This is a genomic window from Panacagrimonas perspica (assembly GCF_004364935.1).
Lineage (GTDB): Bacteria > Pseudomonadota > Gammaproteobacteria > Nevskiales > Nevskiaceae > Panacagrimonas > Panacagrimonas perspica.
In genome coordinates, this window is the sequence record NZ_SOBT01000010.1 from 79,111 (window position 1) to 102,984 (window position 23,874).

Annotated in this window: 22 protein-coding genes and 1 other RNA gene; 3 read left to right on the forward strand and 20 right to left on the reverse strand. The window is 66.7% G+C overall.

Going from position 1 to position 23,874, the window contains the following annotated elements; translation table 11 throughout:
* Positions 1 to 15: 15 nt before the first annotated feature.
* The 11 genes from ftsW to rsmI all read right to left on the reverse strand — a co-directional run bounded on the left by ftsW (position 16) and on the right by rsmI (position 11,654).
* Positions 16 to 1,209, reverse strand: a complete 1,194-nt coding sequence (gene ftsW, locus DFR24_RS17075; RefSeq protein ID WP_133882648.1) for a putative lipid II flippase FtsW — start codon at positions 1,207 to 1,209, stop codon at positions 16 to 18.
* Positions 1,206 to 2,576, reverse strand: coding sequence for a UDP-N-acetylmuramoyl-L-alanine--D-glutamate ligase (gene murD / locus DFR24_RS17080; RefSeq protein ID WP_133882649.1), 1,371 nt, complete (start codon positions 2,574 to 2,576; stop codon positions 1,206 to 1,208). Before murD ends, ftsW begins: the two co-directional genes overlap by 4 nt.
* A 1-nt stretch (position 2,577) precedes the next feature.
* Complete coding sequence (gene mraY, locus DFR24_RS17085; RefSeq protein ID WP_301331392.1) at positions 2,578 to 3,699, reverse strand: phospho-N-acetylmuramoyl-pentapeptide-transferase; 1,122 nt, start codon at positions 3,697 to 3,699, stop codon at positions 2,578 to 2,580.
* Position 3,700: 1 nt separating this feature from the next.
* On the reverse strand, positions 3,701 to 5,077 hold the full coding sequence (locus DFR24_RS17090) for a UDP-N-acetylmuramoyl-tripeptide--D-alanyl-D-alanine ligase (RefSeq protein ID WP_246051695.1): 1,377 nt from the start codon (positions 5,075 to 5,077) through the stop codon (positions 3,701 to 3,703).
* Positions 5,074 to 6,582, reverse strand: coding sequence for a UDP-N-acetylmuramoyl-L-alanyl-D-glutamate--2,6-diaminopimelate ligase (locus tag DFR24_RS17095; protein WP_133882650.1), 1,509 nt, complete (start codon positions 6,580 to 6,582; stop codon positions 5,074 to 5,076). Before DFR24_RS17095 ends, DFR24_RS17090 begins: the two co-directional genes overlap by 4 nt.
* The gene (locus DFR24_RS17100) at positions 6,579 to 8,339 is read right to left on the reverse strand and encodes a peptidoglycan D,D-transpeptidase FtsI family protein (protein WP_133882651.1); all 1,761 of its coding nucleotides are present in this window, start codon (positions 8,337 to 8,339) and stop codon (positions 6,579 to 6,581) included. Before DFR24_RS17100 ends, DFR24_RS17095 begins: the two co-directional genes overlap by 4 nt.
* Complete coding sequence (gene ftsL / locus DFR24_RS17105) at positions 8,336 to 8,668, reverse strand: cell division protein FtsL (RefSeq protein ID WP_133882652.1); 333 nt, start codon at positions 8,666 to 8,668, stop codon at positions 8,336 to 8,338. Before ftsL ends, DFR24_RS17100 begins: the two co-directional genes overlap by 4 nt.
* Entirely contained in the window at positions 8,665 to 9,663 is a 999-nt protein-coding gene (gene rsmH / locus DFR24_RS17110; RefSeq protein WP_407075124.1) for a 16S rRNA (cytosine(1402)-N(4))-methyltransferase RsmH, read from the reverse strand. The genes ftsL and rsmH overlap by 4 nt, the downstream gene beginning before the upstream one ends.
* A 9-nt stretch (positions 9,664 to 9,672) precedes the next feature.
* The gene (gene mraZ, locus DFR24_RS17115) at positions 9,673 to 10,116 is read right to left on the reverse strand and encodes a division/cell wall cluster transcriptional repressor MraZ (protein ID WP_162851283.1); all 444 of its coding nucleotides are present in this window, start codon (positions 10,114 to 10,116) and stop codon (positions 9,673 to 9,675) included.
* Positions 10,117 to 10,390: 274 nt separating this feature from the next.
* An RNA gene (rnpB, locus tag DFR24_RS17120) (RNase P RNA component class A) lies at positions 10,391 to 10,762 on the reverse strand.
* 10 nt (positions 10,763 to 10,772) lie between these two features.
* Entirely contained in the window at positions 10,773 to 11,654 is an 882-nt protein-coding gene (gene rsmI / locus DFR24_RS17125) for a 16S rRNA (cytidine(1402)-2'-O)-methyltransferase (RefSeq protein WP_246051696.1), read from the reverse strand.
* A gap of 166 nt (positions 11,655 to 11,820) precedes the next feature.
* Between rsmI and DFR24_RS17130 the strand changes: the two genes are divergently transcribed.
* The 3 genes from DFR24_RS17130 to DFR24_RS17140 are packed head-to-tail and all read left to right on the forward strand — an operon-like array spanning position 11,821 to position 15,209.
* Positions 11,821 to 13,443 (forward strand): penicillin-binding protein activator, encoded by a 1,623-nt coding sequence (locus DFR24_RS17130; RefSeq protein ID WP_162851284.1) that lies wholly within the window; start codon positions 11,821 to 11,823, stop codon positions 13,441 to 13,443.
* Positions 13,440 to 13,784 (forward strand): YraN family protein, encoded by a 345-nt coding sequence (locus tag DFR24_RS17135; RefSeq protein WP_133882656.1) that lies wholly within the window; start codon positions 13,440 to 13,442, stop codon positions 13,782 to 13,784. The genes DFR24_RS17130 and DFR24_RS17135 overlap by 4 nt, the downstream gene beginning before the upstream one ends.
* Before the next feature lie 3 nt (positions 13,785 to 13,787).
* Positions 13,788 to 15,209 carry an FAD-binding oxidoreductase gene (locus DFR24_RS17140; protein ID WP_133882657.1) on the forward strand — a complete coding sequence of 474 codons (1,422 nt, stop codon included), beginning with the start codon at positions 13,788 to 13,790 and terminating at the stop codon, positions 15,207 to 15,209.
* Positions 15,210 to 15,365: 156 nt separating this feature from the next.
* On the opposite strand, the gene DFR24_RS17145 is transcribed toward DFR24_RS17140, so the two are convergent.
* The 9 genes from DFR24_RS17145 to DFR24_RS17185 form a co-directional block, all read right to left on the reverse strand.
* The gene (locus tag DFR24_RS17145) at positions 15,366 to 15,782 is read right to left on the reverse strand and encodes a ClpXP protease specificity-enhancing factor (RefSeq protein WP_133882658.1); all 417 of its coding nucleotides are present in this window, start codon (positions 15,780 to 15,782) and stop codon (positions 15,366 to 15,368) included.
* Positions 15,783 to 15,794: 12 nt separating this feature from the next.
* Positions 15,795 to 16,466, reverse strand: a complete 672-nt coding sequence (locus DFR24_RS17150) for a glutathione S-transferase N-terminal domain-containing protein (protein ID WP_133882659.1) — start codon at positions 16,464 to 16,466, stop codon at positions 15,795 to 15,797.
* 176 nt (positions 16,467 to 16,642) lie between these two features.
* Positions 16,643 to 17,443: a cytochrome c1 gene (locus DFR24_RS17155; protein WP_133882660.1), complete on the reverse strand. Its 801-nt coding sequence runs from the start codon at positions 17,441 to 17,443 to the stop codon at positions 16,643 to 16,645.
* The gene (locus DFR24_RS17160) at positions 17,440 to 18,693 is read right to left on the reverse strand and encodes a cytochrome b (protein WP_133882661.1); all 1,254 of its coding nucleotides are present in this window, start codon (positions 18,691 to 18,693) and stop codon (positions 17,440 to 17,442) included. The genes DFR24_RS17155 and DFR24_RS17160 overlap by 4 nt, the downstream gene beginning before the upstream one ends.
* A 16-nt stretch (positions 18,694 to 18,709) precedes the next feature.
* Positions 18,710 to 19,327: a ubiquinol-cytochrome c reductase iron-sulfur subunit gene (gene petA / locus DFR24_RS17165; protein ID WP_133882662.1), complete on the reverse strand. Its 618-nt coding sequence runs from the start codon at positions 19,325 to 19,327 to the stop codon at positions 18,710 to 18,712.
* 272 nt (positions 19,328 to 19,599) lie between these two features.
* Complete coding sequence (purU, locus tag DFR24_RS17170; RefSeq protein ID WP_210772538.1) at positions 19,600 to 20,469, reverse strand: formyltetrahydrofolate deformylase; 870 nt, start codon at positions 20,467 to 20,469, stop codon at positions 19,600 to 19,602.
* A gap of 125 nt (positions 20,470 to 20,594) precedes the next feature.
* The gene (locus DFR24_RS17175; protein ID WP_162851285.1) at positions 20,595 to 21,923 is read right to left on the reverse strand and encodes a thioredoxin domain-containing protein; all 1,329 of its coding nucleotides are present in this window, start codon (positions 21,921 to 21,923) and stop codon (positions 20,595 to 20,597) included.
* A 5-nt stretch (positions 21,924 to 21,928) separates the two neighbouring features.
* Complete coding sequence (locus DFR24_RS17180) at positions 21,929 to 22,678, reverse strand: hypothetical protein (protein ID WP_133882664.1); 750 nt, start codon at positions 22,676 to 22,678, stop codon at positions 21,929 to 21,931.
* A gap of 131 nt (positions 22,679 to 22,809) precedes the next feature.
* Positions 22,810 to 23,859, reverse strand: a complete 1,050-nt coding sequence (locus DFR24_RS17185; protein WP_133882665.1) for an SAM-dependent methyltransferase — start codon at positions 23,857 to 23,859, stop codon at positions 22,810 to 22,812.
* Positions 23,860 to 23,874 lie beyond the last annotated feature (15 nt).

Genomic DNA, 23,874 nt, shown 5'->3' on the forward strand with positions numbered 1-23,874 from the left:
TCTTGGGCATTCCGCTCATCCCGCCCGCCTCGCCGCGCGTTCCGCGGCCAGCCGGTTTTCGTAGTCCACGCGCAGGATCAACGCGATCAGCACCATCACCGTGATCAGCGAGGAGCCGCCGTAGCTCATCAGCGGCAAGGTCAGCCCCTTGGTGGGGAGCGCGCCCATGTTCACGGCCATGTTGATCAGCGCCTGCAGGCCCAGCCACGAGGTCAGGCCATACACCAGGCAGGCCTTGAAACGCTCGCCCAGCGCTTCGGCCTGCGCACCGATACGAAAGCCGCGCCACACCAGCACGCCGAACATCGCGATCAGCACCAGCACGCCGAACAGGCCGAACTCCTCGGCGAGGATCGCGAAGATGAAGTCGGTGTGCATCTCGGGCAGGTACAGCAGCTTCTGCACGCTGTTGCCCAGACCCACGCCGGTCCACTCGCCGCGACCCACCGCGATCAGCGAGTTGGCGAGCTGCCAGCCGGCGTTCTCCATGTCGGCGAACGGATCGGTGAAGTTCATCAGGCGGCGCAGGCGATACGCCTCGGCCGTCGCGATGACCGCCAGCCCGGCGGTCGCACAGGCGACGACACCGCCCAGATAGAACAGCCGCGCGCCGCCGAGGAACAGCATGATGAATGCGACCGCGATCAGGATCGCCGTTGCACCGAAGTCCGGCTCCAGCAACAGCAGCACGCCGGCGAACATCAGCGGCAGGAAGGGCACCAGCAATCCGCCGAGCGTGTTCTGCAGACGGCCCTGCCGGCGCACGATGTAGCCCGCCAGATACATGATCAGCGCCAGTCGCGCGGGTTCGGATGCCTGGATGCGGATGAACTCAAGGTCGATCCAGCGACGCGCGTGGTTCACCTTCACGCCGATGCCCGGGATCAGCACGACGAGCAGCAGCACGATGCCGCCGACTGCGAGCAGACCGCTCTTGCGTTCCCACACATGCATCGGCACGCAGAACGCGGCCCAGGCCATCAGCCCGCCGATGCCGGTGAACGCGAGCTGGCGATAGAAGTAATAGAACGGATCGCCCGTCATCTTCTGCGCCTGCGCCACCGACGCCGACGCCACCATCACCAGGCCCCAGGCGAGCAGCCCGGCCACGACCGCGCACAGCAGAGGATCGAGGCCGACTTGCGCACGCGGCAACGGCAGCGAGAGCTGCTGCGGTTCGGCGTTCCAGCGCGGCCAGGTGAAATTCATGCGTTCTCCCGGACCCAGGCGGAGAAGCGATCGCCGCGCTCGACGTAGTTGCGGAACTGGTCGAGGCTGGCGCAAGCGGGCGACAGCAGTACGCGATCACCGGGCTGTGCGAGCGAGCGCGCACGATGCAGCGCCGCATTCATGTCGTCTTCGCGATAGACCGGCAGCGCGCCGAAGATCGCGTCCTCGATCGCCTGCGCGTCTTGTCCGAACAACAGCGCGGCGCGGCCCTTCTCGGCCAGCGGCCGCGCGAGCGGCGCGAAATCCTGGCCCTTGCCCTGACCGCCACCGAGCCAGACGATCGGCGCGTCCAGACCCTTGAGCGCCGCCAGCGTCGAACCGACGTTGGTGCCCTTGGAATCGTTGAGCCAGGTGATGTCACCACGACGGGCGACGAATTCACAACGATGCGGCAGACCGGGAAAGGCCTGCAGCGCGCGCAGGCTGGCTTCGCGCGGAATGCCGGCGGCGTCCGCGAGTGCCAGCGCCGCGAGCGCATTCGCCAGGTTGTGCAGGCCCTGGATCCGCAACGCGGACTGCGCAAACAGTGCGACGTCGCCCTGGGCCAGCCAGCGCGCGCCCTCGATCCCGGTCACGCCGTAGTCGGAGCCGGCGGCCGCATCCAGACCGAAGCTCGTCACGGCGCGAGCCTGCTGCGAACCCATTCGCGTGACCGCATCGTCGCGATTGACCACGGCCACGTCGCAATGGCGGAACACGCTCGACTTGATGGCGCCGTAGGCGTCCATCGTGCCGTGGCGGTCGAGATGATCTTCCGACAGGTTCAGGAACGTCGCCGCACGGCAGGCCAGCGTGTGCGTCGTCTCGAGCTGGAAGCTGGAGAGTTCGAGCACGTAGAGCTGCGCATCGGCAGCGAGCAGGTCGAGCGCTGGCGTACCCAGGTTGCCGCCGACCTTCACGTTCCATCCCGCGGCCTTCGCCATCTCGCCGACCAGCGTCGTCACCGTGCTCTTGCCGTTGCTGCCGGTGATGCCGACGACCGGGGCATTCACAACGCGCGCGAACAGTTCGACATCGCCGATCAGCGGCACACGCGCTGCCGCGAGCTCCTTCACGAACGGCTCGTCGAGCGAGACGCCGGGCGAGACGATGGCCTCGGAGAACTGCGACAGCGGGCGCGGCGCATCGAACGCGCCGAGACGGAATTCAGCCTTCGGAAATTCGGCGCGCAGTTGTTCGATTCCCGACGGCGCGGCGCGCGAATCGGTCACGACCAGATCCGCACCCTGGCGAGCGAGGTAACGCAGCGCCGAGGTTCCGGACGCGCCGAGCCCGACGACGAGCAGACGCTGCCCGGCGATGGAGTTCGCGACGTTCGATTCCGGCTGGCGCTGCGCCTGGGTCATCTCAGCGCACCTTCAGCGTCGACAGACCGATCAGCACCAGGATCAGCGTGATGATCCAGAAGCGCACGATGATCTTGGGCTCGGGCCAGCCCTTGAGTTCGTAGTGATGGTGCAGCGGCGCCATGCGGAAGATGCGCTTGCCGCCGCTGTACTTGAAGTAGCCGACCTGCAGCATCACCGACACCGTCTCGGCGACGAACACGCCGCCCATCACGACGAGCACGAGTTCCTGGCGCACCAGGATCGCGACGACGCCGAGCGCCGCGCCGAGCGCCAGCGCGCCGACGTCGCCCATGAACACCTGTGCGGGATAGGCGTTGAACCACAGGAACCCGAGGCCCGCGCCGGCCAGCGCCGTGCAGAAGATCACCAGTTCGCCGACGCCCGGGATGTACGGAATGCCCAGGTACATTGCGATCTTGATGTTGCCGGTGCAGTACGCGAAAACCGCGAGCGCCGAACCTACGAGCACGCAGGGCATGATCGCCAGGCCGTCGAGACCGTCGGTGAGATTCACCGCGTTGCTGGTGCCGACGATGACCAGGTACGACCAGGGGATGAAGAAGATGCCGAGCTGGATGGCCACGTCCTTGAAGAACGGCACGATCAGCGCCGTCTCCAGCGAATGCCGGCCGTCGCTGAACACGTCGAACAGCGGAGCGTTGGGCGACGTGAAGTAGATCAGGCTGGACACGCCGAAGCCCGCCAGCGACAGCCAGAAGTACTTCTGCTTGGCGTTGAGTCCAAGGTTCCGGCGATGCTTGATCTTGATGTAGTCGTCGGCAAAACCGACGAGACCGAAGGCCAGCGTCACCAGCAGCGCGAACCAGACGAAGCGGTTGGTCAAATCCGACCACGCGAGCGTGGAGATCGTGATCGCGCAGAGGATCAGCACGCCGCCCATCGTCGGCGTTCCGGTCTTGGCCTGATGCGACTTCGGACCGACTTCGCGGATGACCTGCCCGAACTTGAAGTCGTGCAGCTTGCGGATCATCAGGGGGCCGAACACGAACGAGAAGATCAGCGCGGTGAGCACGCCGAGAATCGCCCGGAACGACAGATAGCTGAACAGGTTGAAGGTGCTGACGCTCTCCTTCAGCCACATCGCGAGGTGGTACAGCACGTCAGTGATTCCCCTGATCGATTTCGCCGCAGAGCACGGCCACGATTCTTTCCATTCGCGCCGAGCGCGATCCCTTGACCAGCACCGTGACGTCGCCGCCCAGATCACGTGCGAGTGCACGGCCCAGTGCGTCCGCCTCGTCGTAGCGTTCGGTGGCGCGACCGAAACCGCGCGCGTAGTGCTCGCCCGCCGGGCCGAGCACGAACAGACGTTCGATGCCGAGGTCGCGTGCATGACGTCCGCACTGCTCGTGCAGCGACGGCGACGACGCACCCAGTTCGGCCATGCCGCCGAGCACCGCCCAGCGCGCGCCCTTCTGCTGCGCCAGCAGATCCAGCCCGGCCTTCAGCGACGTCGGGTTGGCGTTGTAGCTGTCGTCGATCAGGCGCGCGCCCTGCAGCGTCGTCTTCCAGACCACGCGTCCCTGCGCGGATTCGACACGCCCAAGACCCTCGGCGATGACCTCGGCGTCCAGACCTAGCGCCGCACCGCAGGCCGCCGCCGCGAGCGCGTTCATGACGTTGTGACGTCCCGGCAGCGGCAGCCTGACCTGCGCATCGCCGCCCGGGATCGAGAGCTGGAAGGAGCTTCCGGTGTCGACCGATTCGATGCGCCGGGCCGACACGTCGGCCGGCAGTTCGATACCGAAGCTGAGCTGCTGGCCGCGCGCCAGACCACGCCACAGGTCGGCGTAGGCATCGTCGGCGTTGATCACCGCGATGCCGCTGTCGCGCAGTCCGGCGAACAGCTCGCCCTTTGCGCGCGCGACGCCTTCGCGGGAGCCGAAGCCCTCGAGGTGCGCGTCGCCCGCCTGCGTGATCACGCCGACATCGGGTTGTGTGAGTTCCGTCAGCCGCGCGATCTCGCCTGCATGATTGGCGCCCATCTCGATCACCGCGGTGCGATGCGCCTCGCGAAGCTCGAGCAGCGTCAGCGGCAGGCCGATGTGATTGTTGAGATTGCCGCGCGTCGCCAGCACGTCACCGCGCGCAGCGAAGACCGACGCCAGCAACTGCTTGGTCGTGGTCTTGCCGTTGCTGCCGGTGACCGCGACCACCGGCATCGCGTAGCGCTTGCGCCAGGCTTGCGCGGTGACCTGCAGCGCCACCAGCGCGTCGCCGACGCGCAGGCGCGCGGCCGATCCTGCGTCCACGTCGCGCTCGACGACGACGCCGACCGCGCCTTCGCGCGCAGCACCCGCCACGAAGTCATGCCCGTCGAAACGATCGCCGCGCAGCGCGACGAACAGATCGCCGGCACGCACGTCGCGCGAATCCGTCGTGACGCGCAGAACCTCGCGGTCTTCGCCGGCCAGCGGTGCGCCCATTACCTGGGCGAACCAGGACAGACGTGCCATCGGCGTGCCGGGCGCGATCATGCCGAGGCACCGAGCAGATGCGCGACGAACGCGCGATCGCTGAACTCGCGCACGTCGCGACCATAGGTCTGCGTGGTCTCGTGGCCCTTGCCGGCGACGAGCACGACGTCACCGGAAGTGGCCTCGGCAACGGCCGCGCGAATCGCGCGGGCACGATCGTGTTCGACGCTCAGCTTGTCGCGCATCGAAGCGTCGACACCGGCCAGGATCTGCCCGGCGATCGACGCCGGCGATTCGCTGCGGGGATTGTCGTCGGTGACGATGGCGCGATCCGCGAGCCGGGCGGCGACCTCGCCCATCAGCGGACGCTTGCCGGCATCGCGATCACCGCCGCAACCGAACACGCAGACCAGGCGGCCGCGCGTGTGCGCACGCACCGCCGAGAGAATCTGCTCGAGGGCCTTGGGCGTGTGCGCGTAATCGACGACGACCAGGGGGCCCGACGTTGCGCCGCGGAAGCCTTCGATGCGGCCTGGCACTGTGCGCGAGGCACGCAGCGCCGCGAGGACGGCATCGAGTCCGAGACCGGACTCGAGCAGCACGGCCGCCGCTGCCAGCAGGTTGTAGGCGTTGAAACGACCGAGCAGCGCGCAATCGAGCCGCGCGTGACCCTGGTGCGTATCGAGTTCCAGGCTCAGGCCATTCTCATGCAGCCGCAGATCGCGACCGATGACGTGGTGCGCTGTCGAAGGTGTGGCGCCATCCAGGCCATAGGCGCAGAGCCGATCCGCGCGTGACGTCGCCGCGATCTGCGCCATCCACTGCGCGCCCTGCGCGTCGTCGCGATTCAGGATCAACGCCCGTGCATCGTCGCTCTCGAACAAGCGTCGCTTGGCGGCGGCGTAACGCTCGATCGTGCCGTGGTAATCCAGGTGGTCGCGCGACAGGTTGGTCAGCACGACGGCGTCGAAACTCACGCCGCCGACGCGATTCTGATCCAGCGCGTGCGAGGACACTTCCATCGCGCAGGCGTCGACGCCTTCGGCTTCGAAATCGGCGAGCCGCGCATGCAGGGCGATCGGATCGGGCGTCGTGTGGGTGGCGACGTCGAGGCTCGCGAGCCGGCCGGTGCCGAGCGTTCCCAGATAAGCGCAGGGACGGCCGAGCTGCTCGAAGGCCTGCGCGATCAGATGTGCGGTGGAGGTCTTGCCGTCGGTGCCGGTGACGCCAGCCACGTACATGCGATCCGCCGGACGTCCGTAGAAACGGGCCGCGATCTCGCCGACCCGCGCACCGAGCTGATCGACGGCCACGCAAGGCACGGTCGTCTGCGGCGCATGCGCGTCGTTCGCCGGTTCCCACAGGATTGCGCCCGCGCCCCGGACCAGCGCCTGCGGAAGATGCGCGAGCCCGTGTTCACGCGAGCCGCGCACCGCGAGGAAGGCATCGCCTGCGTTCACCCGGCGCGAATCGAGCGCGAGGCCGGTGACGGCGAGTGGCGGAATCGAACTGGCGAAGCCCGCCAGAAGGCCTTCGAGCGAGTGCTCCCGCGTAGCGAAACTCACGTTCGCGGCTCCGCAACGTCCACACCGGAAGGCATCGCGAGTTGTGCCGGCGGCACATCGGGCGGGCAGTCCTTGCTGCAGGCATCCGGCGCGATCTGCAGCAAGCGCAGCGCGCCCTGCAGCACCGTGGAGAACACCGGCGCAGCCACGACACCGCCGTAGTAATCGCCCGCAGCCGGTTCGTCGATCATCACCAGGCCGATCAGGCGCGGGTTCTCGGCGGGCACCATGCCGATGAAGACCGACTGGTGACGATCGGTGTCGTATCCGCCCGTCGCTGCGACCTTGCGCACCGTCCCGGTCTTGCCGGCGACGCGATAGCCCGGGATCGCCGCACGCGAGGCGGTGCCGCCGCGCATGGCGACGAGCTCGAGCATGCGGCGCAGTTCGCGTGCCGTTTCGGCGCTGACCGCGCGCTGCGGAGGCTGCAGCGGCTGATCCATCGTCAGCCGCAGATGCGGCATCAGGCCATCGTTTCCCAGTGCCGCGTAGGCGCGCACCAAATGGAGGGCGTTGACCGACAGGCCGTAACCATACGAAGCCGTTGCGGTCGCGATCTGGCCCCACTGCATGTAAGGACGCAGCAGCGGCGCCGACTCTCCCGGAAATCCGGAAGCGACACGATCACCCAGACCGAAGCGCTGGAAACCCTGCCAGACATTCTCGGCGCCGATCTGCATGCCGATCTTCGCGGCGGCCACGTTGCTCGACTTCGCCAGCAAGGTCGCGATGTCGGCATCGCCCTGCGCGTGGACGTCGCGCACCGTCAGGCGACCGACCTGCATCCAGCCCGCACCGGTATCGATGTGGCTGTTCGGACGGAAGGCGCCGATCTCCAGCGCCTGCGCGACCAGCAGCGGCTTGACGGTGGAGCCCGGCTCGAACGAGTCGACGATCGCGCGGTTGCGCATGCGACCGGGCTTGCGGTCCTCGACATTGTTGGGGTTGAAGCCGGGCTGGCTGGCCACGGCGAGCAGCTCACCGGTACGCGCATCCGCCACCACCACCAGTCCGCCCTTGGCGCGATTGGCCAGGACCGAATTCTTGAGTTCGCGGTACGCCAGATACTGCAGGCGCAGATCCATCGACAGCGCGAGATCGGCGCCGGGCTGCGCGGGCACCGCGTCGTCGGTGTCTTCGACGATGCGCCCGCGCGCGTCGCGGATCACGCGGCGCGAGCCGGCGATGCCGCGCAACGTCTCGTCGTACGACATCTCCATGCCTTCCTGGCCACGGCCGTCGACGTCGGTGAAGCCCACGATCTGGCCGGCGACTTCGCCCGCCGGGTAATAGCGGCGGTATTCGCGCGTCGAGAACACACCGGGCGCCTTGAGCGCGAGTACGCGGCGGGCCTCATCCGGCGGCAGGCCGCGCTCGATGTAGACGAACTGACGCGTGGCGCGCTCGTCGAGGAACTGGGTCAGCTCGCGCGGCGTCTGCTTGAGCACCTTGGCCAGCGCCGCGACGTGCTCGGGCGAGGCCAGCAGCGCGGACGGAACACACCAGATCGAATCCACGGGAGCCGACAGCGCCAGCGGTTCGCCACGACGGTCGCGGATCGCCGCACGATGACCCGGCAGCGTCACCACGCGAACCTGGCGCTTGTCACCCTGCTTGGTCAGGAACTCGCGCTCGACCACTTGCAGGTGAAACGCCCGGCCGCAGACCAGCAGCGAGCCGACGCCCAGCAGGCCGAGTACCGCCAGTCGGCGCCAGCGCTGGACCGGCTTGAGCTTGTAGTTGACGTCGTTGCTCACGGGACGCGATCGGCGGTGGACTGGTTGACGATCACGTAGTCCCGCGGCTCGGCCATGCCGAGCTGCGTACGCGCGGTGTTCTCGATGCGGGCGTGATGCGAGAGCGCCGCTTCCTCGAGTTGCAGCTGCGACCACTCCATCTGCATGCGCTCGCGTTCGACGCGCGCGCGCTCGATCTCGGTGGTCAGGCTGCGGTTGTCGTGCTTGACGCGAATGGCGTACAGCGCCGATCCGATCACCATCAACGACAGCATCAGCGGCAGCATCAGCCCCTTCGTCGGACGCGATTCGAGCAGCGCAAGGCGGAAGCGTTGCCAGAGTCGTTTCATGCGAGCCGCTCCGCCACGCGCAGGACCGCGCTGCGCGCGCGGTAGTTGCTGTCGCACTCCGCTTCGCTCGGGAAGTCGCGCGAGACCGCGCGAAAATGAGACGTCGTTTCCGCCGCCATCTGCGGTGACGGATCGAAGCGATGCTGGAACGGTGACTCGCGCCGGGTCACACCCGACTCGCGGATGAAGCGCTTGACCATGCGGTCTTCCAGCGAGTGGAAGCTGATGACCGCGAGCCGTCCTCCCGGCGCGAGCAGCGACACGCTCGCTTCGAGCGCCGCGGTCAGCGCATCGAGTTCGCCGTTGATGAAGATGCGGATCGCCTGGAAGCTGCGCGTGGCCGGATGGATTTTCTGGCGCGGACCCGGCGCGGCACGCGCGATCAGCTCGGCAAGCTGGCCGGTGCGCTCGATCGGTGTCTCGACGCGGGCTTCGACGAGGCGTCGTGCGATGCGACGGCTCGCACGCTCTTCGCCGTACGTCCACAGCACGTCCGCGATCTCGTCGGCCTTCGCGCGCGCCAACCACTGCGCGGCCGACTCGCCCGAATCCGGATCCATGCGCATGTCGAGCGGGCCGTCGTTGGAGAACGAGAACCCGCGCTCGGCGTCGTCGAACTGCGGCGAGGACACGCCCAGGTCCAGCAGCAGGCCATCGACGCGACCGACGAGGCCGAGCTCTTCGCCCAACACCGCCAGTTCCGAAAAATTGCGGCGATGGATGCGGAAATTCGGGCGCGTGCCGAAGCGCGTCCAGGCCGTCTGCGTCGCCAGCGGATCGCGATCCAGCGCGTGCAGCACGCCGTCGTCGCCGATGGCATCGAGAATCGCCGCGCTGTGTCCGCCGCGGCCGAAAGTGCCGTCCACGTAGATGCCGCCGGATCGCGGGGCGAGTCCGGCGAGTGCTTCCGTGAGCATCACCGGACGATGTTCGAGCATCGGGCTAGTCGATCCGCGCCGGTGCGCAGTGGGATCGGCGGCGGTCAGGGCGAGCATGTGGGCCGATCACCGCTTCAGCGTCCGGAACGCAGACGCGATGCCAGGCAGGATGCTGCCGGGCCCGTCGCCGAAGCGCTCATTCCAGGCATCCTCGGGCCATAGATCGAAACGCCGGGTTTGCCCCATCAGCACGCCGGATCCGTTGAACCGCGCGTACCGACGCAGCAACGGCGGCAGCAGCACGCGACCCTGCTTGTCAATCTCGGTCTCGCAGGCCAGACCCACGAACACGCTCTTGACCAACTCGGCTTGCTCGCGGTCTTCCATGAGGTCGATCTCGTCGGCCACGCGGAGGAACTCATGCGCGGGATAGATCTCGAGGCAGGGATTCGGGCCGCGGGTGATGACGAGCTGCGAGCGGCAGGACTCGGCCAGTTCCTCGCGATAGCGCGCCGGGATCGCGAGGCGACCCTTCTCATCGATGGTCAGTTGATGCGACCCAGTAAACACGCGCTGCCCCTGATGGCTTGGACGACTCCCCACAATCGCCCACTTCTTACCCCTTCAAGGCACTATAAACCACACACCTACCCCCTACAAGCGGTTTTCACCAAAAAATCGCGCGAGAACAAACGCTTAGCTCCGGCAGCGTCCGGATTTCGTAAAGTCATAAAAAACAGGGAGATGGCGCACTTACTTCATGTAAGGCGCCCAAGTGGCCCAGGCTCGTCGCTCGGTGCGCCTACCAAAGGGCGCGGAATCGACGACGAACGGCACAGAAGACAAAAGGAGTCGGCCTGTAAGCCGGGTTCTGTCGAGAACGATCATTCCTCTAGGCGCCGCGTCACCGCGGCGCTCCAGCAACCTACCCGGAAGGCGCGTGGGCCACGCGTTGTGCCTTTCGGCACGTCCTTCCCTATTTGGTCTTGCTCCGGACGGGGTTTTCCGTGCCGTCCCTGTTACCAGCGACGCGGTGCGCTCTTACCGCACCTTTTCACCCTTACCTGATCCTGGTTTTATCCAGGCCATCGGCGGTTCGTTCTCTGTGGCACTTTCCGTAGCCTCGCGGCTCCCAGGCGTTACCTGGTGTCCTGCCCTGCGGAGCCCGGACTTTCCTCCCCTGTCTTGCGACAGCAGCGATCGTTCGGCCAACTCCAGTTGCGATTCTACGCGTCCGGCGCGCCGCGATCGCCGGAAATCTTCAGCGCGAGCTCGTAGAGCTCGTTCTTGCGCAGGCCGGTGAGGGCCGCCGCGACCTTCGCAGCACGCGCTGCGGGGAGCTCGCCCATCAGGATTTTCAGCACTTTCTCCGCTTCCAGCAGCGAAGCGTCGACATCGGCGGCCGCCTCGATCACGAGCACGAATTCACCACGCTCGCGATTGGGATCAGCGGCCAGCCATTCAGGCAGCGCGCGCGCTTCGCACAGCACGCTCTGTTCGAAGCGCTTGGTGATCTCGCGAGCGAGCATCACGCGCCGTTCGCCGAGCAGATCCGCCAAGTCGCGCGCACAGTCCGCGATGCGATGGCTCGACTCGTAGACGATGACGCTGCGGGGCTCGCGCGCGAGCTGCTGGATGCGCTCACGCCGTGCGCCCGACTTGGGCGGCAGGAAGCCGGCGAAGAGGAAGCTGTCGCTGGGCAGGCCGGCAATCGACAGCGCGGCGACGGCCGCGCAAGCGCCCGGGATGGCGATCACTTCGCAACCTGCCGCACGCGCCGCACGCACCAGCGAAAACCCGGGATCGGAGACCAACGGCGTACCAGCGTCCGAAACCAGCGCCAGCGATTCCCCGCGTTGCAAGGCCTCGACGACCGAAGCGGCGATGCGATCCTCGTTGTGATCGTGCAGCGCCAGCATCGGTGTGCGGATGCCGAAGTGCGTCAGCAATGTCGCCGTGTTGCGCGTGTCCTCGGCCGCGATCCGCGTCACCTGCGCCAGCACGCGCTGTGCGCGCGGTGCCAGATCACCGAGATTGCCGATCGGGGTGGCGACCACGTACAGGCAGCCGGCACGCACCTCGACTTCGGGGGACGACGGGTCGTTCAAGAGGAGCTTCGCAGAGGCAGCCGGATGCTGCGTGCCATACTTTATCGCGATGAAACTGCCTCGCCTCGCTGCCGCCCTCCTTCTATCGTGCTCAACACTGGCCTGGAGCGCGCCGCCGTTCCTGGGCCCCCCGACCGCCGGCCTGATCGGTGAGGCGGAGGCCGCCATGGCCGCCGGTGACGACAAGGCGGCCGAAAGCCTGCTTTCGCGCATTCCCAGCGGTTCCCTCGATGCCATGCAGGTCGCACGCATGCAGCTCGTGCGCGCGGAAATCGGCCTGCGCCGCCGGCAACCGGCCACCGTCCTGCGCGCACTGCCGCCGCCGAGTGCGCAGGTCGGTGCGCTGTCCGCGCGCATGGAGCAATTGCGAGCCGCCGCGTACTTCATGTCCGGCGACGTCGTGTCCGGCGTGCGCACGCTGGTGGCGCGCGAGCGCCTGCTCAGTTCGGCCACGTCGATCGCGGACAATCGCGAACAGATCTGGAACGGGCTGGTCTCGACGCCGTTTTCGCCCGGCGCGCTGGCCGGCGTCTCGGCCGAAGAACCGATGACCCGCGGGTGGCTGGACCTCGCACGGGTGCTGCAGGAAGGTCCCTCCACCAGCGCGATCGCGGCGTGGTCCCAGCGCAATCCCGGGCACCCCGGCGCGACCAAGGCGGCGCTGGTGAAAGCCAGCGAACCTAGCGTTTCGCCGGATCGCGTCGCTGCGGCGTCGACCGCGACGGTCGGCATGCAGGCGTCCCTGTCCGGCGGCTACGCACTGTTGCTGCCGGTCAGCGGCAGCCTGGCTTCGGCCGGACGCGCGGTGCGCGACGGTTTCATCGCGGCCTGGTTCGCATCGCCCGAACCACGCGCGCCGCTGCGCGTCTACGACACCGGCAACGAGGCCACTCAGGCTGCGGCCGCCTACCAGAACGCCGTTCGCGATGGCGCGGGAACCGTGATCGGGCCGCTGACCAAGGAAGGCGTATCTGCGATCGCACGACAGGCAGGCCCGCTTCCCTGGCTCACACTGAATTATGTCGACGGCTCGATCGGCGGCGCCCTGCAATTCGGACTGGCGCCCGAAGACGAAGCGCGGGCCGTGGCCAACGATGCGGTTGCGACGGGTCGTCTGACTGCGCTGGCGCTGGTGCCCAACACCGACTGGGGTGAGCGTGCGCTGGCCGCGTTCCGGCGCCAGTTCGAAGAACAAGGCGGCACCGTCCTGCAGACCACGCGACTTCCGAACGGCACCCGCGATTTCGGGCGCCCGCTGCGCGACCTGCTGAAGCTCGACAACAGCGCGCAGCGGCACGCGGCGCTGGATCGCGTGCTCGGCGAATCGAGCGTGTTCGAACCGCGTCCGCGTGACGACGCCGCGCTGCTGTTCGCGCCATTGCGTGCAACCGAAGCCCGCCTGCTCGTGCCGCAACTCGACTTCTTCCGCGCGCGCGATCTGCCTGCCTACACCGTGTCGGCCGCGCATACCGGCCTGGTGGATCGGCAGATCGACGGCCTGCGCCTGTGCGACATGCCCTGGGTGCTCGACGACACCGGCACCTGGGCCAGCGAACGCGAGCGGCTGCGCGACCTGTTCCCCGAAGCGTTGCGCGACCAGCCGCGGCTGTTCGCGCTCGGCACCGATGCGTTTCGCATCGTGCGAGCGCGCGACGCATTCTCCGGCGGTCGCGAAATGGATGCCGCGAGCGGCCGATTGACGCTGGGACCGGACAACCGCATCACGCGACGGCTCGCCTGTCGTCCCATCGTCGACGGGCGCCCTTCCGCCAACGCCAACCCGCTGTGAACGGGGCGAGCGCAGAAGATCTCGCTCTGCGCTTTCTCGAAGCGCGCGGACTCAAGCTGATCGACCGCAACGTTCGCGCACGCGGCGGCGAACTGGACCTGGTCATGCGCGATGCGGACGCGCTGGTCATCATCGAAGTGCGCAAGCGATCGAACGCGAACTTCGGGACCGCCGCGGAAACCGTCGATGCGCGCAAGCAGGCCAAGGTCGTCGTGGCGGCGCGCGCGCTGCTCGCCCAGCGACCGGACCTCGCGCGACTGCCTGCGCGCTTCGACGTCGTCGCGCTCGACGCTTCTGATCGCATCGAGTGGATCCAGGCCGCGTTCGACGCGAGCGACTAGGCGATGTCGGCGTCTTTCATTCCAAAGTCCGTGAGCGCGCTGTCCGCTGCCGCGATCGCCGGCCTGCGCGCTGCGCTGCCGCCCGACCGGATCTACTTCGAGGCGGCCGACTGCCTCCCCTATGCCTACGACAACTCGCGCCGCGTATCGCTGCCTCAGGCGGTCGCGTTCCCGATGGACGAGAACGAGGTCGTGGCCCTGGTGCGGGCCTGCCGGCAGTTTCGAATAGCCCTCACGCCCCGCGGACGCGGCACCAACACAACGGGCGCGACCGTGCCTGTCGAGGGCGGCGTCGTCGTGTCCATGGAGCGGATGAATCGCATTCTTTCGCTGTCGCCCGGTGACCGGCTGATCGAGTGCGAAGCCGGCTGCACGAACAGCGACGTGCAGCGCGCCGCGGCGGCGCATGGATTGTTCTGGGCGCCCGACCCCACGAGCGCGGACTTCGCCTCGGTTGGCGGCAACATCGCGTGCGGCGCAGGTGGACCCCGCGCCGTGAAGTACGGAACGGCTCGCGAGAACGTGCTCGGACTGAACGCGGTGCTCGGCACCGGGGAGCTGATCCGCAGTGGCTGCCACACGACCAAGGGCGTCGTCGGCTACGACCTCACGCGTCTGCTGGTCGGCAGCGAGGGCACGCTCGGCCTGATCACGCGCGCCACGCTCAAGCTCCTGCCGAGGCCAGCGGGTCTGCGCACCTTGCGCGTGGCCTATCGCGACGTGTCTTCGGCGATCCAGGCCGTGACGCGGATCATGGGTCAGCCTGCCGCGCCCTGCGCGCTGGAATTTTTCGACACCGATGCGGTGGCGCTCGCGCAGGCCTGGCGCGACTGCGGGATCCCGGCGGACACCGGCGCGCTGCTGCTGATCGACGTCGACGGTGATGGCGCGGGGCTGGAGGCCGACACGATCGCGATCTCGAATGCCGCACGCGGCGATGGCCTCGTCGAACTGCGCAGCGCCGCCTCGCGCGCCGAGTCCGAAGACCTGTGGGCCGCACGCAAGGCGCTGTCTCCGTCCCTGCGCAAGCTGGCGCCGCGCAAGATCAACGAGGACGTGGCAGTGCCGATCACGCGGCTGCCAGAACTGGTCTCGGGTCTGGGCGCGCTGTCACGCGAGCACGGCCTGCGCATCGTCAGCTTCGGTCATGCCGGCAACGGCAACCTGCACGTGAACATCCTGGCCGACCCCTCGGATCCTGCGCAGGCCGGGGCGATCGAAGCCTGCCTGCATGCGATGTTCCGGCTGGTGCTGAGCCTCGACGGAACGCTGTCCGGAGAGCACGGCGTGGGCATCGACAAGCGCGATTTCGTCGCTTGGGAAGTCGCGGCGCCCGCGCTGGCGGTGATGCGCCAGATCAAGCGCGTATTCGACCCGGAAGGAATCCTGAATCCTGGAAAGACGCTTCCCGACGCTGCCGAGTAGGACTTGGGTCTCCGCTCCGTTGGAGAGGAAAAGCCTTCAACGCAAAGGGCGCAAAGGAAAAAGAGAGGGCGCAGAGATTTTGTTATCAATCCTTTTGCGTTCTTTCTTTTTCCTTTGCGCCCTTTGCGACAAAAGCTTTTTCGGCGCCGTCGCGCGCTACTTCACCACGCGCAGATGGCCGCGCCCGCCAGCCTTCGGCTTCGGAGGACCGCTGTCTTCCTTGACCGGCTCGGGCACTTCGTCCTTCGGCGGCGGCGTCTCGATGTCACCAAAGACGATGCCCTCGCCGTTCTCGCGCGCGAACACGGCGAGCACGGCGCCGACCGGAACCAGCACCTCGCAGGCGCGGCCGCCGAAGCGTGCGGAGAACCAGATCGGATCGGCCTGCAGGTCGAGGCTTTGCACGGCCATCGGACTGATGTTGAGCGTGATACGTCCTTCCTGGACGTACTCGCGCGGCACATTGACGCCTTCGACGTCCGCAGCCACCAGCAGGTGCGGCGTGAAGCCGTTATCGGTCGCCCAGTCGTAGATGGCGCGTATCAGGTAGGGACGGCGGGAACGTTGACTCATCGTCGTGCAATTCTATCTCTGTCCCTTGGACGCCGCCGTCCGTTGTGACTCCACCAGGCTCGCCGCGAACGCCGGTCGCGCGAAGACGCGCTCCGCATAGCGCCGAATGGGTTCCCCGCCCGAGGGCAGCTGCAGCTTGAGCGAGGCCAGACGCCAGAGCAGCGCAGCCCACGCGCAGTCGGCGATGCCGAATTCGAGACCGAGGAACCATCCGCGCGCCGGGAACAGGCGGCCGTTGGCGGCGAGCTGGTCGGACAGCTGTTTGCGCGCTGCGCGCGCCTGCGCGGCAGGCGCGGACTCGATGGTCTTCACCAGCACCAACCAGTCCTGTTCGAGCTGCCCCATGGCCATGCGCAGCCGGGCCCGCAGCGCGGCTTCGGGCGGCATCATCGGCGGATGCGGATAACGCTCGTCCAGGAATTCTGCGATCAACCGGGCCGGGTAGATCACCGTCTCGCGATCGGTGAGGGTGGGCAGGCTCTGGGCCGGATTCAGCACCGCCAGATCCTCGCTGAGCCGCCCCGCGACCTGCACCAGGACGCGCGCACCGGGGACATCCTTCTCCGCCAGCACCAGCCGCACCCAGTGGCAGCCCACCTGATCGGCCGAGCAGTACAAAGTGACGCCCGCGTTCGACGCGGGCTTGGCCGCCGGCACGTATTTCGTCTTGGCGCGCAGCGACATTGGGCGCAAAAAATCCTTGGGGGTGAACCACGCGGTAACGCCGAATGTGCACGGCTGCCGCGCAAGTGGCAACTTTTTGTCCTACGGCCTCCGGACGGCAGGACAAAAAAAGGCCGGTCACGTGGACCGGCCCGAGATACTTGGGCCTGCGTGCGCAGGCCGCGACGGCGCGTTCGTCAGTGCACGTCGCGCCAGTATTCCTTCTTCAACAGGTAAGCGAAGCCCAGCAGGATCAGCAGATACACGATGGCCTTGATACCCAGCGACTGGCGGTGCGAACGACCCGGCTCCGCGGCGTAGGCCATGAAGTTCACGATGTCCCCGACGAACTTGTCGTACTCGCGCGGCTCGAGCGTGCCCTGCTGGACCAGCGTGAATGGAGATGCGTGACCGTGTCCGGCCGCCTCGGCGTGTTCGCCTTCCTTCTTCTCACCGTGCGCGGCTTCGCCACCCTCGTGATGCTCGGCCTCCGCCTTCTTCTGCCAGCCCTGCTTTTCCCACAGGACGTGCGGCATCGAGGCGCCCGGCAGAACCAAGTTGTTCACGCCCATCGGGCGCGTCGGGTCGACGTAGAAGCTCTTCAGATAGCTGTAGACCCAATCTTCGCCACGCGCGCGCGTCTCGAGCGTCAGGTCTGGAGGAGCTTGGCCGAACCACTTGGCGCCCTCGGCCTTCGACAGCGACGAGATGATCTGGTCGCCCACCTTGTCGCTGGTGAACATCAGGTTGGCCTTGAGCAGGTCCTCGGGAATCTTGAGGTCCTGGCCAACGCGGCTGTATCGCAGGTACTTCATCGAGTGGCAGCCCGAGCAGTAGCCCATGAAGGCTGAGGCTCCCCGCTGCACCGACGGCAGGTTGTCCACGTCCGCCACGTACGAGTACGGCAGTGCGTGGCCGCCCGAGGCCATGGCGGTACCCGACACCGCGAAGGCCAGACCGGCAACAGCCAGCTTGCTGATCAGTGAGACGGACTTCATGAGGTGACCCTCTCCGGAACCGGCTTTGATTTTTCGAACTTGTGGAAGAACATCAAGCCGATGAAATACGCGAAGTAGTAGATCGTGCCGATCTGCGACAACAGCGTGAACAGGGCCGTGGGCGGCTGCAGACCGACGTAGTTCAGCATCACGAAGTCGGCCGCGAAGACCATCGTCGTGACCTTGGTCAGCGTGCCCTTGTAGCGGATCGATTTGACCGGGTTCTTGTCCAGCCAGGGCAGCAGGAACAGGATCAGCACGGCGCCGAACATCACGATCACGCCCGGCAGCGCGGAGCTGAACATCGACGGCGTCGCACGCAACATCGCGTAGAAGGCACCGAAGTACCAGGCCGGCGCGATGTGCTCGGGAGTGACCAGCGGGTTGGCTTCCTGGAAGTTCGGCTTCTCGAGCAGGTAACCGCCACCGTCCGGTGCGAAGCAGATCACCGCGACGAACAGGATCAGGAAGACGCAGACGCCGACGATGTCCTTGACCGTGTAGTACGGGTGGAAGCCGATGCCGTCGAGCGGGATGTGCGTGACCGGGTCCTTGAACTTCTTGATGTCCACGCCGTCCGGGTTGTTCGAGCCCACTTCATGCAGCGCGATCAGGTGGGCGACCACCAGACCGACCAGCGCGAAGGGCAGGAACACCACGTGCAGCGAGAACAGGCGGCTGAGCGTGGCATCGGAGGGGATGTAGTCGCCCTGGATCCAGATCACCAGGTCAGGCCCGATGAAAGGAATCGTGCCGAACAGATTGAAGATCACGTTGGCACCCCAGTAGCTCATCTGGCCCCAGGGCAGCACGTAGCCGCAGAAGCCCTCGGCCATCAGCACCAGGTAGATCAGGCAGCCGAAGATCCAGATCAGTTCGCGCGGCTTCTTGTGCGAGCCGTACAGCAGGCCGCGGAACATGTGCAGATAGACGACCAGGAAGAATGCGCTGGCGCCGGTCGAATGCATGTACCTGAGGATGTTGCCCCAGGGCACGTCTCGCATGATGTATTCGACCGAATCGAAGGCGAGCTTCGCGTCCGGCTTGTAGTGCATCGCCAGCCAGATGCCGGTGATGAGCTGGTTGACCAGCACCAGCAGCGCCAACGAACCGAAGTAGTACCAGAAGTTGAAATTCTTCGGCGCGTAGTACTCGGTGAGATGGTCCTTCCACAGCTTGGTTGCCGGGAAGCGGTCGTCGATCCACCCCATGATGCCGGTGGTCTTGTGCGGATTGGGAACGATGGCCATGTGCGGGTTCTCTGTCTTATGCCGCCACCGGGTCTTCGCCGATCACGATCGTGGTGTCGTTCGCGAAGCGATAGGGGGGAACCTTGAGGTTGATCGGCGCGGGCACGTTCTTGTAGACGCGGCCGGACAGGTCGAACTTGGAACCGTGGCAGGGGCAGTAGAAGCCGCCCTGCCAGTTCGCCGCGATCTCCGGGGCCGGATGGTCCGGACGGAAGGTCGGCGAGCAGCCCAGATGGGTGCAGGAACCAATCATCACCAGGATCTCGGGCTTGATCGCGCGCGCATCGCCCTTGATGTAGTCCGGCTGCTGCGGCTGCTCGTTCTCGGGATCCGCCAACTCACCCTTGACCTGGGCGAGGCTGGCAATCATCTCCGGCGTGCGCTTGACGATCCAGACCGGCTTGCCGCGCCAGGCCACGTTGAGCTTCTGGCCCGGCTCGAGCAGCGAAATGTCCTGCGTCACCGGTGCGCCCAGAGCCTTGGCGCGTTCGCTCGGCTTGAGAGACGCGAGAAACGGCCAGGCCACGAAACCGACGCCGACCGCGCCGACGCCGCTGGTCGCGAGCGTCAGGAACCGCCGACGCCCTGGGTCCACACCGGAACCCGTGGCATTGGCCACGCTTTGCGTGCTCATCAAATCAAGCCCCCTGCAAAAGGATGGAAAAACAGCTGGCGGGGGACCTGGGTTGGAGCACCAAGCTCTTGCGAGCGCCCCGCCTAGCATCCGAATTATACGTGCCGAACCTCTATCCGGTAAGGCACATGAAGAAGGAATGAGGGATCGACCTGATCAAAAGGGTCGCCCGAACCCCGGCTACTCACTTCACCGACATCTCGCAAGCCGGCGCCGAGGCTCGTTGCGACGCCCCTCGCACCTGCGCAGGAACGTCGCGATCAACCGCGAAATCAGGAAAACACGACCGTCTTGCTGCCGTCGAGAAGGATCCGGTCCTCGACCTGCCAGCGAACGGCACGCGCCAGGACCTGCCGCTCGAGATCGCGGCCCAGCCGCTTGAGCTCCTCGATCGACATGCGATGCGACACACGCGCGACGTCCTGTTCGATGATCGGGCCCTGGTCCAGCTCCGCGGTCACGTAGTGCGCGGTGGCACCGATGATCTTCACGCCCTTCACATAGGCCTGCTGGTAGGGGTCGGCCCCGACGAAAGCAGGCAGGAAGGAGTGGTGGATGTTGATGATGCGGTGCGGGTACTGCGCGACCAGGTCCGGCGACAGGATGCGCATGAAGCGCGCTAGCACCAGGAAATCCGCCGAATCGCGGCATAGCTCGAGGATGCGGGCCTCGGCAGCCACCTGAGTGTCCTGCGTGAACGGCACGTGCTCGAAGCGCACCCCGAAGCCTTCGACGGCGCCGCGCAGGTCGGGATGGTTGGAGATCACCAGCGGGATGTCGACGCGCAACTCGCCGCGCGACCAGCGCCACAGCAGTTCGAGCAGCGCGTGATCGTGCTTGGACACCAGCAGGACCATGCGCGGACGGTTGGCCGCAAAATTCATGCGCCAGTCCATTGCGAAACGCTCGCCCACCACCTCACCGAAGGCGCGGCTCATCGCCTCGGACGACAGGTCCAGCGCCGGCGTCTGGAACTCCAGGCGCAGGAAGAACCGGCCGCCGTGCGCATCCGAAGAGTGCTGGTCGAGTTCGGTGACGTTGGCCCCGTGGTGGTACAGGAACGTGGTCACCGCGGACACGATCCCGGGTCGATCCGGGCAGGTGATCAGGAGTCGTGCGGTGGTTTCAGGTTGAATGGTCACGCGGCCTTCGGGAACGCAGGGCCGGCTATTTCAACGGCCTCCGGCCGATTCGGCAACCGTACGGTGTCCCGCGCGACCCGGCGCCTGGCACGCCACACCCCTGCTTTCGCCGGCGCAGCAGTCGATCAGAGCTGGGCCTTGAGCGCCGCCGCCTGTGCCGGAAACCAGGGCCCGTTCGCTTTGAGCGCTTCGGCGGCCACGCGCTTGGCGTCGTCGACGCGACCCAGTCGCTTGAGCGCCTTCACGCGCTGCTCGGCCACGCGCAGGCGATTCTCCCCGTACGCACGCGCCGCCGCCCGCTCCAGATAAGGCAGCGCTTCGGAAGGGCGCTCGCGATCGAGCAGGCTGCGCCCGAAGCGATAGGGATAGACGTAATCGTCCGGCCAGGTGGCGATCAATCGAGGCATCAGGGCGTCGTAGTCCTCCCAGCGCTGCGCCATCTCGATGTAGACGCGCAGGTTGTCGGCGGCGCTGCGATCACGGCCGAGGTCGTCCGCAACGCGAGCCTGAAGATTCTCGATGGCGCGGTCGAGCGTGCGCTTGCGCGCCTGTGCCTCGCCGAGCCGGCCCTGCAGGTCGGCGAGCACCAGCACGGCGCTGCGCTCGTCGGCGCAACGCGGTCCGTCGCCGAACACCTGCGTCTCGACCAGACTCTCGAGGGGACCGCGTTGGCCGCGCAGCAACGAGTCCGGCGCCTCGGGTTCGCCGACACAGGCCTGGTAGCGCTGGACGACGTATGGAAGTTCGCAGCCTGCCTTGGCGAATACGGCTGGCGCCACCGACGCGCAAACCTCGGGAGCAGCGCCCTGCGCGGCTTCCATCAGGCGCAGCCGCGCGAGCTGGTCGTTGAGGCCCTCGTCCGGCTCGTAGGCGCGACGCACGCGACCCGGAAGATCATAGAACCAGCGCAGACCTTCCTCGGCAGCGTCGCGCGCGTAGAACGCCTTGAGCGCTGCGTCCGCGGCATCACGACCCTTCTTGCCGCCCGCACTGGCCGTGACTCGCAGGTCGTCGAGCCGAGCGCCCGGCGCCAGCAGGGTTTCCATCTGCGCGTAGAAGGCCTCGCGCGTCTGCTCGCCGAGGATGCGACCGATCTCGCGTCCCTCTGCATCGAGCACGACATAGGCCGGCAGCGGCTTGAGATTCCAGGCCTGCATCTGCGCAGCGCCCTGCGGGCTGTCGGCATCGACCTCCGCCACCAGCGCGCGGCGCTTGAGTTCGTCCCACTCGATGCCGATGTGGACGTGGCGAGCCATGTAATAGCAGGAGTAGCACCAGGGCGCGCGGAACTCGACCAGCGTCGGCAGGCGGCGCTTCGCTGCTTTTTCCAGCGTGGCCTTCAGTACAGGTTCCACTACCGGCGCGGCAGCCTGCGGCGGTGGCTGGGGGCGCGCGGCCAAAGCCGGAACGGTGACTCCAAGGAAACAAGCGAGGATCAGGAAGCGGCGCAGCATGGGGCTCATCCTAGCGGCGGCAGGTTCTTGGGAGCATCGGCCGGCGGCTGCGCGGGGTAGATGATCCGCGCCTCGTACACCTTGTCGGTCACCGGGTCGATGACATTGGAAGGACCACGATATTCGAGCAAGCGCTCCTGCTCCGGGTCGTAGGTGACCTCGAGATTCGGCGCCACGATGCGCAGCAGCGAATTGGCTTCCACCAGGAAGCGCACGGCCTTCTTGCCCTCGAACGTCGTGTCTTCGATGCGCTTCGCGCGGAACTTGTAGCTGTCGAGGTTGCCGGCGGCGACGAACGTGAAGGGTACGGTCTTGCCGTCGAGCAATTCCTTGAAGTGGGTCCGCAGGAAGGTATGGAAGCCGGAGTCGGCGGCGATCGGCTCCTTGTTCGGCACGGTCGCCGTCTTCTGCTTGCCGTGATTGGACTTCGACATCGCGATCTCGTCGGCGCCGACGCTGACGATCGCTTCCTCGTACTGCAGTGCCGGAAGCTTGTAGTCGTAGGTCGGAACGAACGGACTGACGGAGAAATCCAGCTTCTTCTCGCCGAGCAGCACGCCATCCGGACCGAAATACTTGATCGAGCCGCCCAGCCACTTGTCGCCCGAGAGTTTCTGCTCGTGCACCTCCGTGTAGAGGTAGCGGTTGGTCTTCAGGTCGTAGGCATGACCGTAGAAACGTGCCGTGATGTCGGCCGCCTGCGTCACCAGCGGAGCAAAAGCCAGCAGGCTGGCCAGAAGCAGGGCGCGTGTCATCGCAGGCATCCGGAGGGAGGCGTGAACAGGTGGGACATCGTATCTGCCGCCGCACTCCGGCGCGCGGATCGCCGGCTCGGGCAGGCGGATGATGCAGACGAACGGACCGCGGTCCGCCGGCTGCACCCGCATCAAGATCGGCGCTTCTCGAACAGATAGTGACCGACGCCCCATTCGTTGCCGTCCGCGTAACCGAACAGCTCCGCAACCGCCATGTAGAACATGCGCCAGCGCTGGAACCAGATCGCCGCGTCCTTCTCGCCGTAGGACTTGCGGAAGACTTCCATGATCGGCTGCCTGGCGGCGTCCATCCGCGCGAGCCAGTGATTGGCCGTCTTCTCGTAATGCTGGCCGCCGATCCACCACTGCTTGATGACCTTCAGGTCGTCCTGGAAATTCAGCAGCAGGTTCTCCGAAGGCATCGTGCCGCCGCGGAAGAAGTAACGCGTCATCCAGTCGTCCTGGCGCTTGTCCTCGAAGTGATAGGCCAGCAACTTGTGCACGAAGATATGCACGAAGAGCCGCGCCTGAGGCTTCATCCAGCCGCTGATCTTGTTGAGCAGCAGGCCATAGTTCTTCATGTGCTCGAACATCTCGATCGAGATCACGCGGTCGAAGCCGCGACCGAGCACGTCCGCCGGCATCTCGAACTCCGCGATGTTGCCGGTGAGGATCGTCAGGTTCTCGATGCCGCGCTCGCGGGCACGCGCCATGATGAATTCGCGCTGGCCATGCGAATTGGACAGGCCGACGACCTGCGTGCGCGTGAACTTCTCCGCCAGCCACAGCGAGACCGAACCCCAGCCGCAGCCCAGGTCCAGCACGCGCATGTCCTCGCCCACGCCCAGGCGTTCGAGGTAGTGCGTGAGCATCAGGTCCTCGGCCGACTCCAGCGACTCGTTGCCGACCGGGTACAGGCAGCACGAGTACTTGAGCTTGGGTCCGAGGTGCAGATGGAAGAATTCGGCCGGCACCTCGTAGTGCTGCTCGTTGGCCAGCGGCGTGTCGATGGCGATCGGGCTGTTGCGCAGCTCCTCGAGGAATTCGTTGAAGCGCTTGGAACGGAATTCGCCGTCGTCGGCCGCCTCGTCGACCAGGCGCTTGGCCATCAGGGCCCGCATTCCGGCACGCGTCAGCCGGTCGGGAATGAAGCCGCGCTCGCAGAGATCGATCAGAGACATGGGAAGACAAGCAGG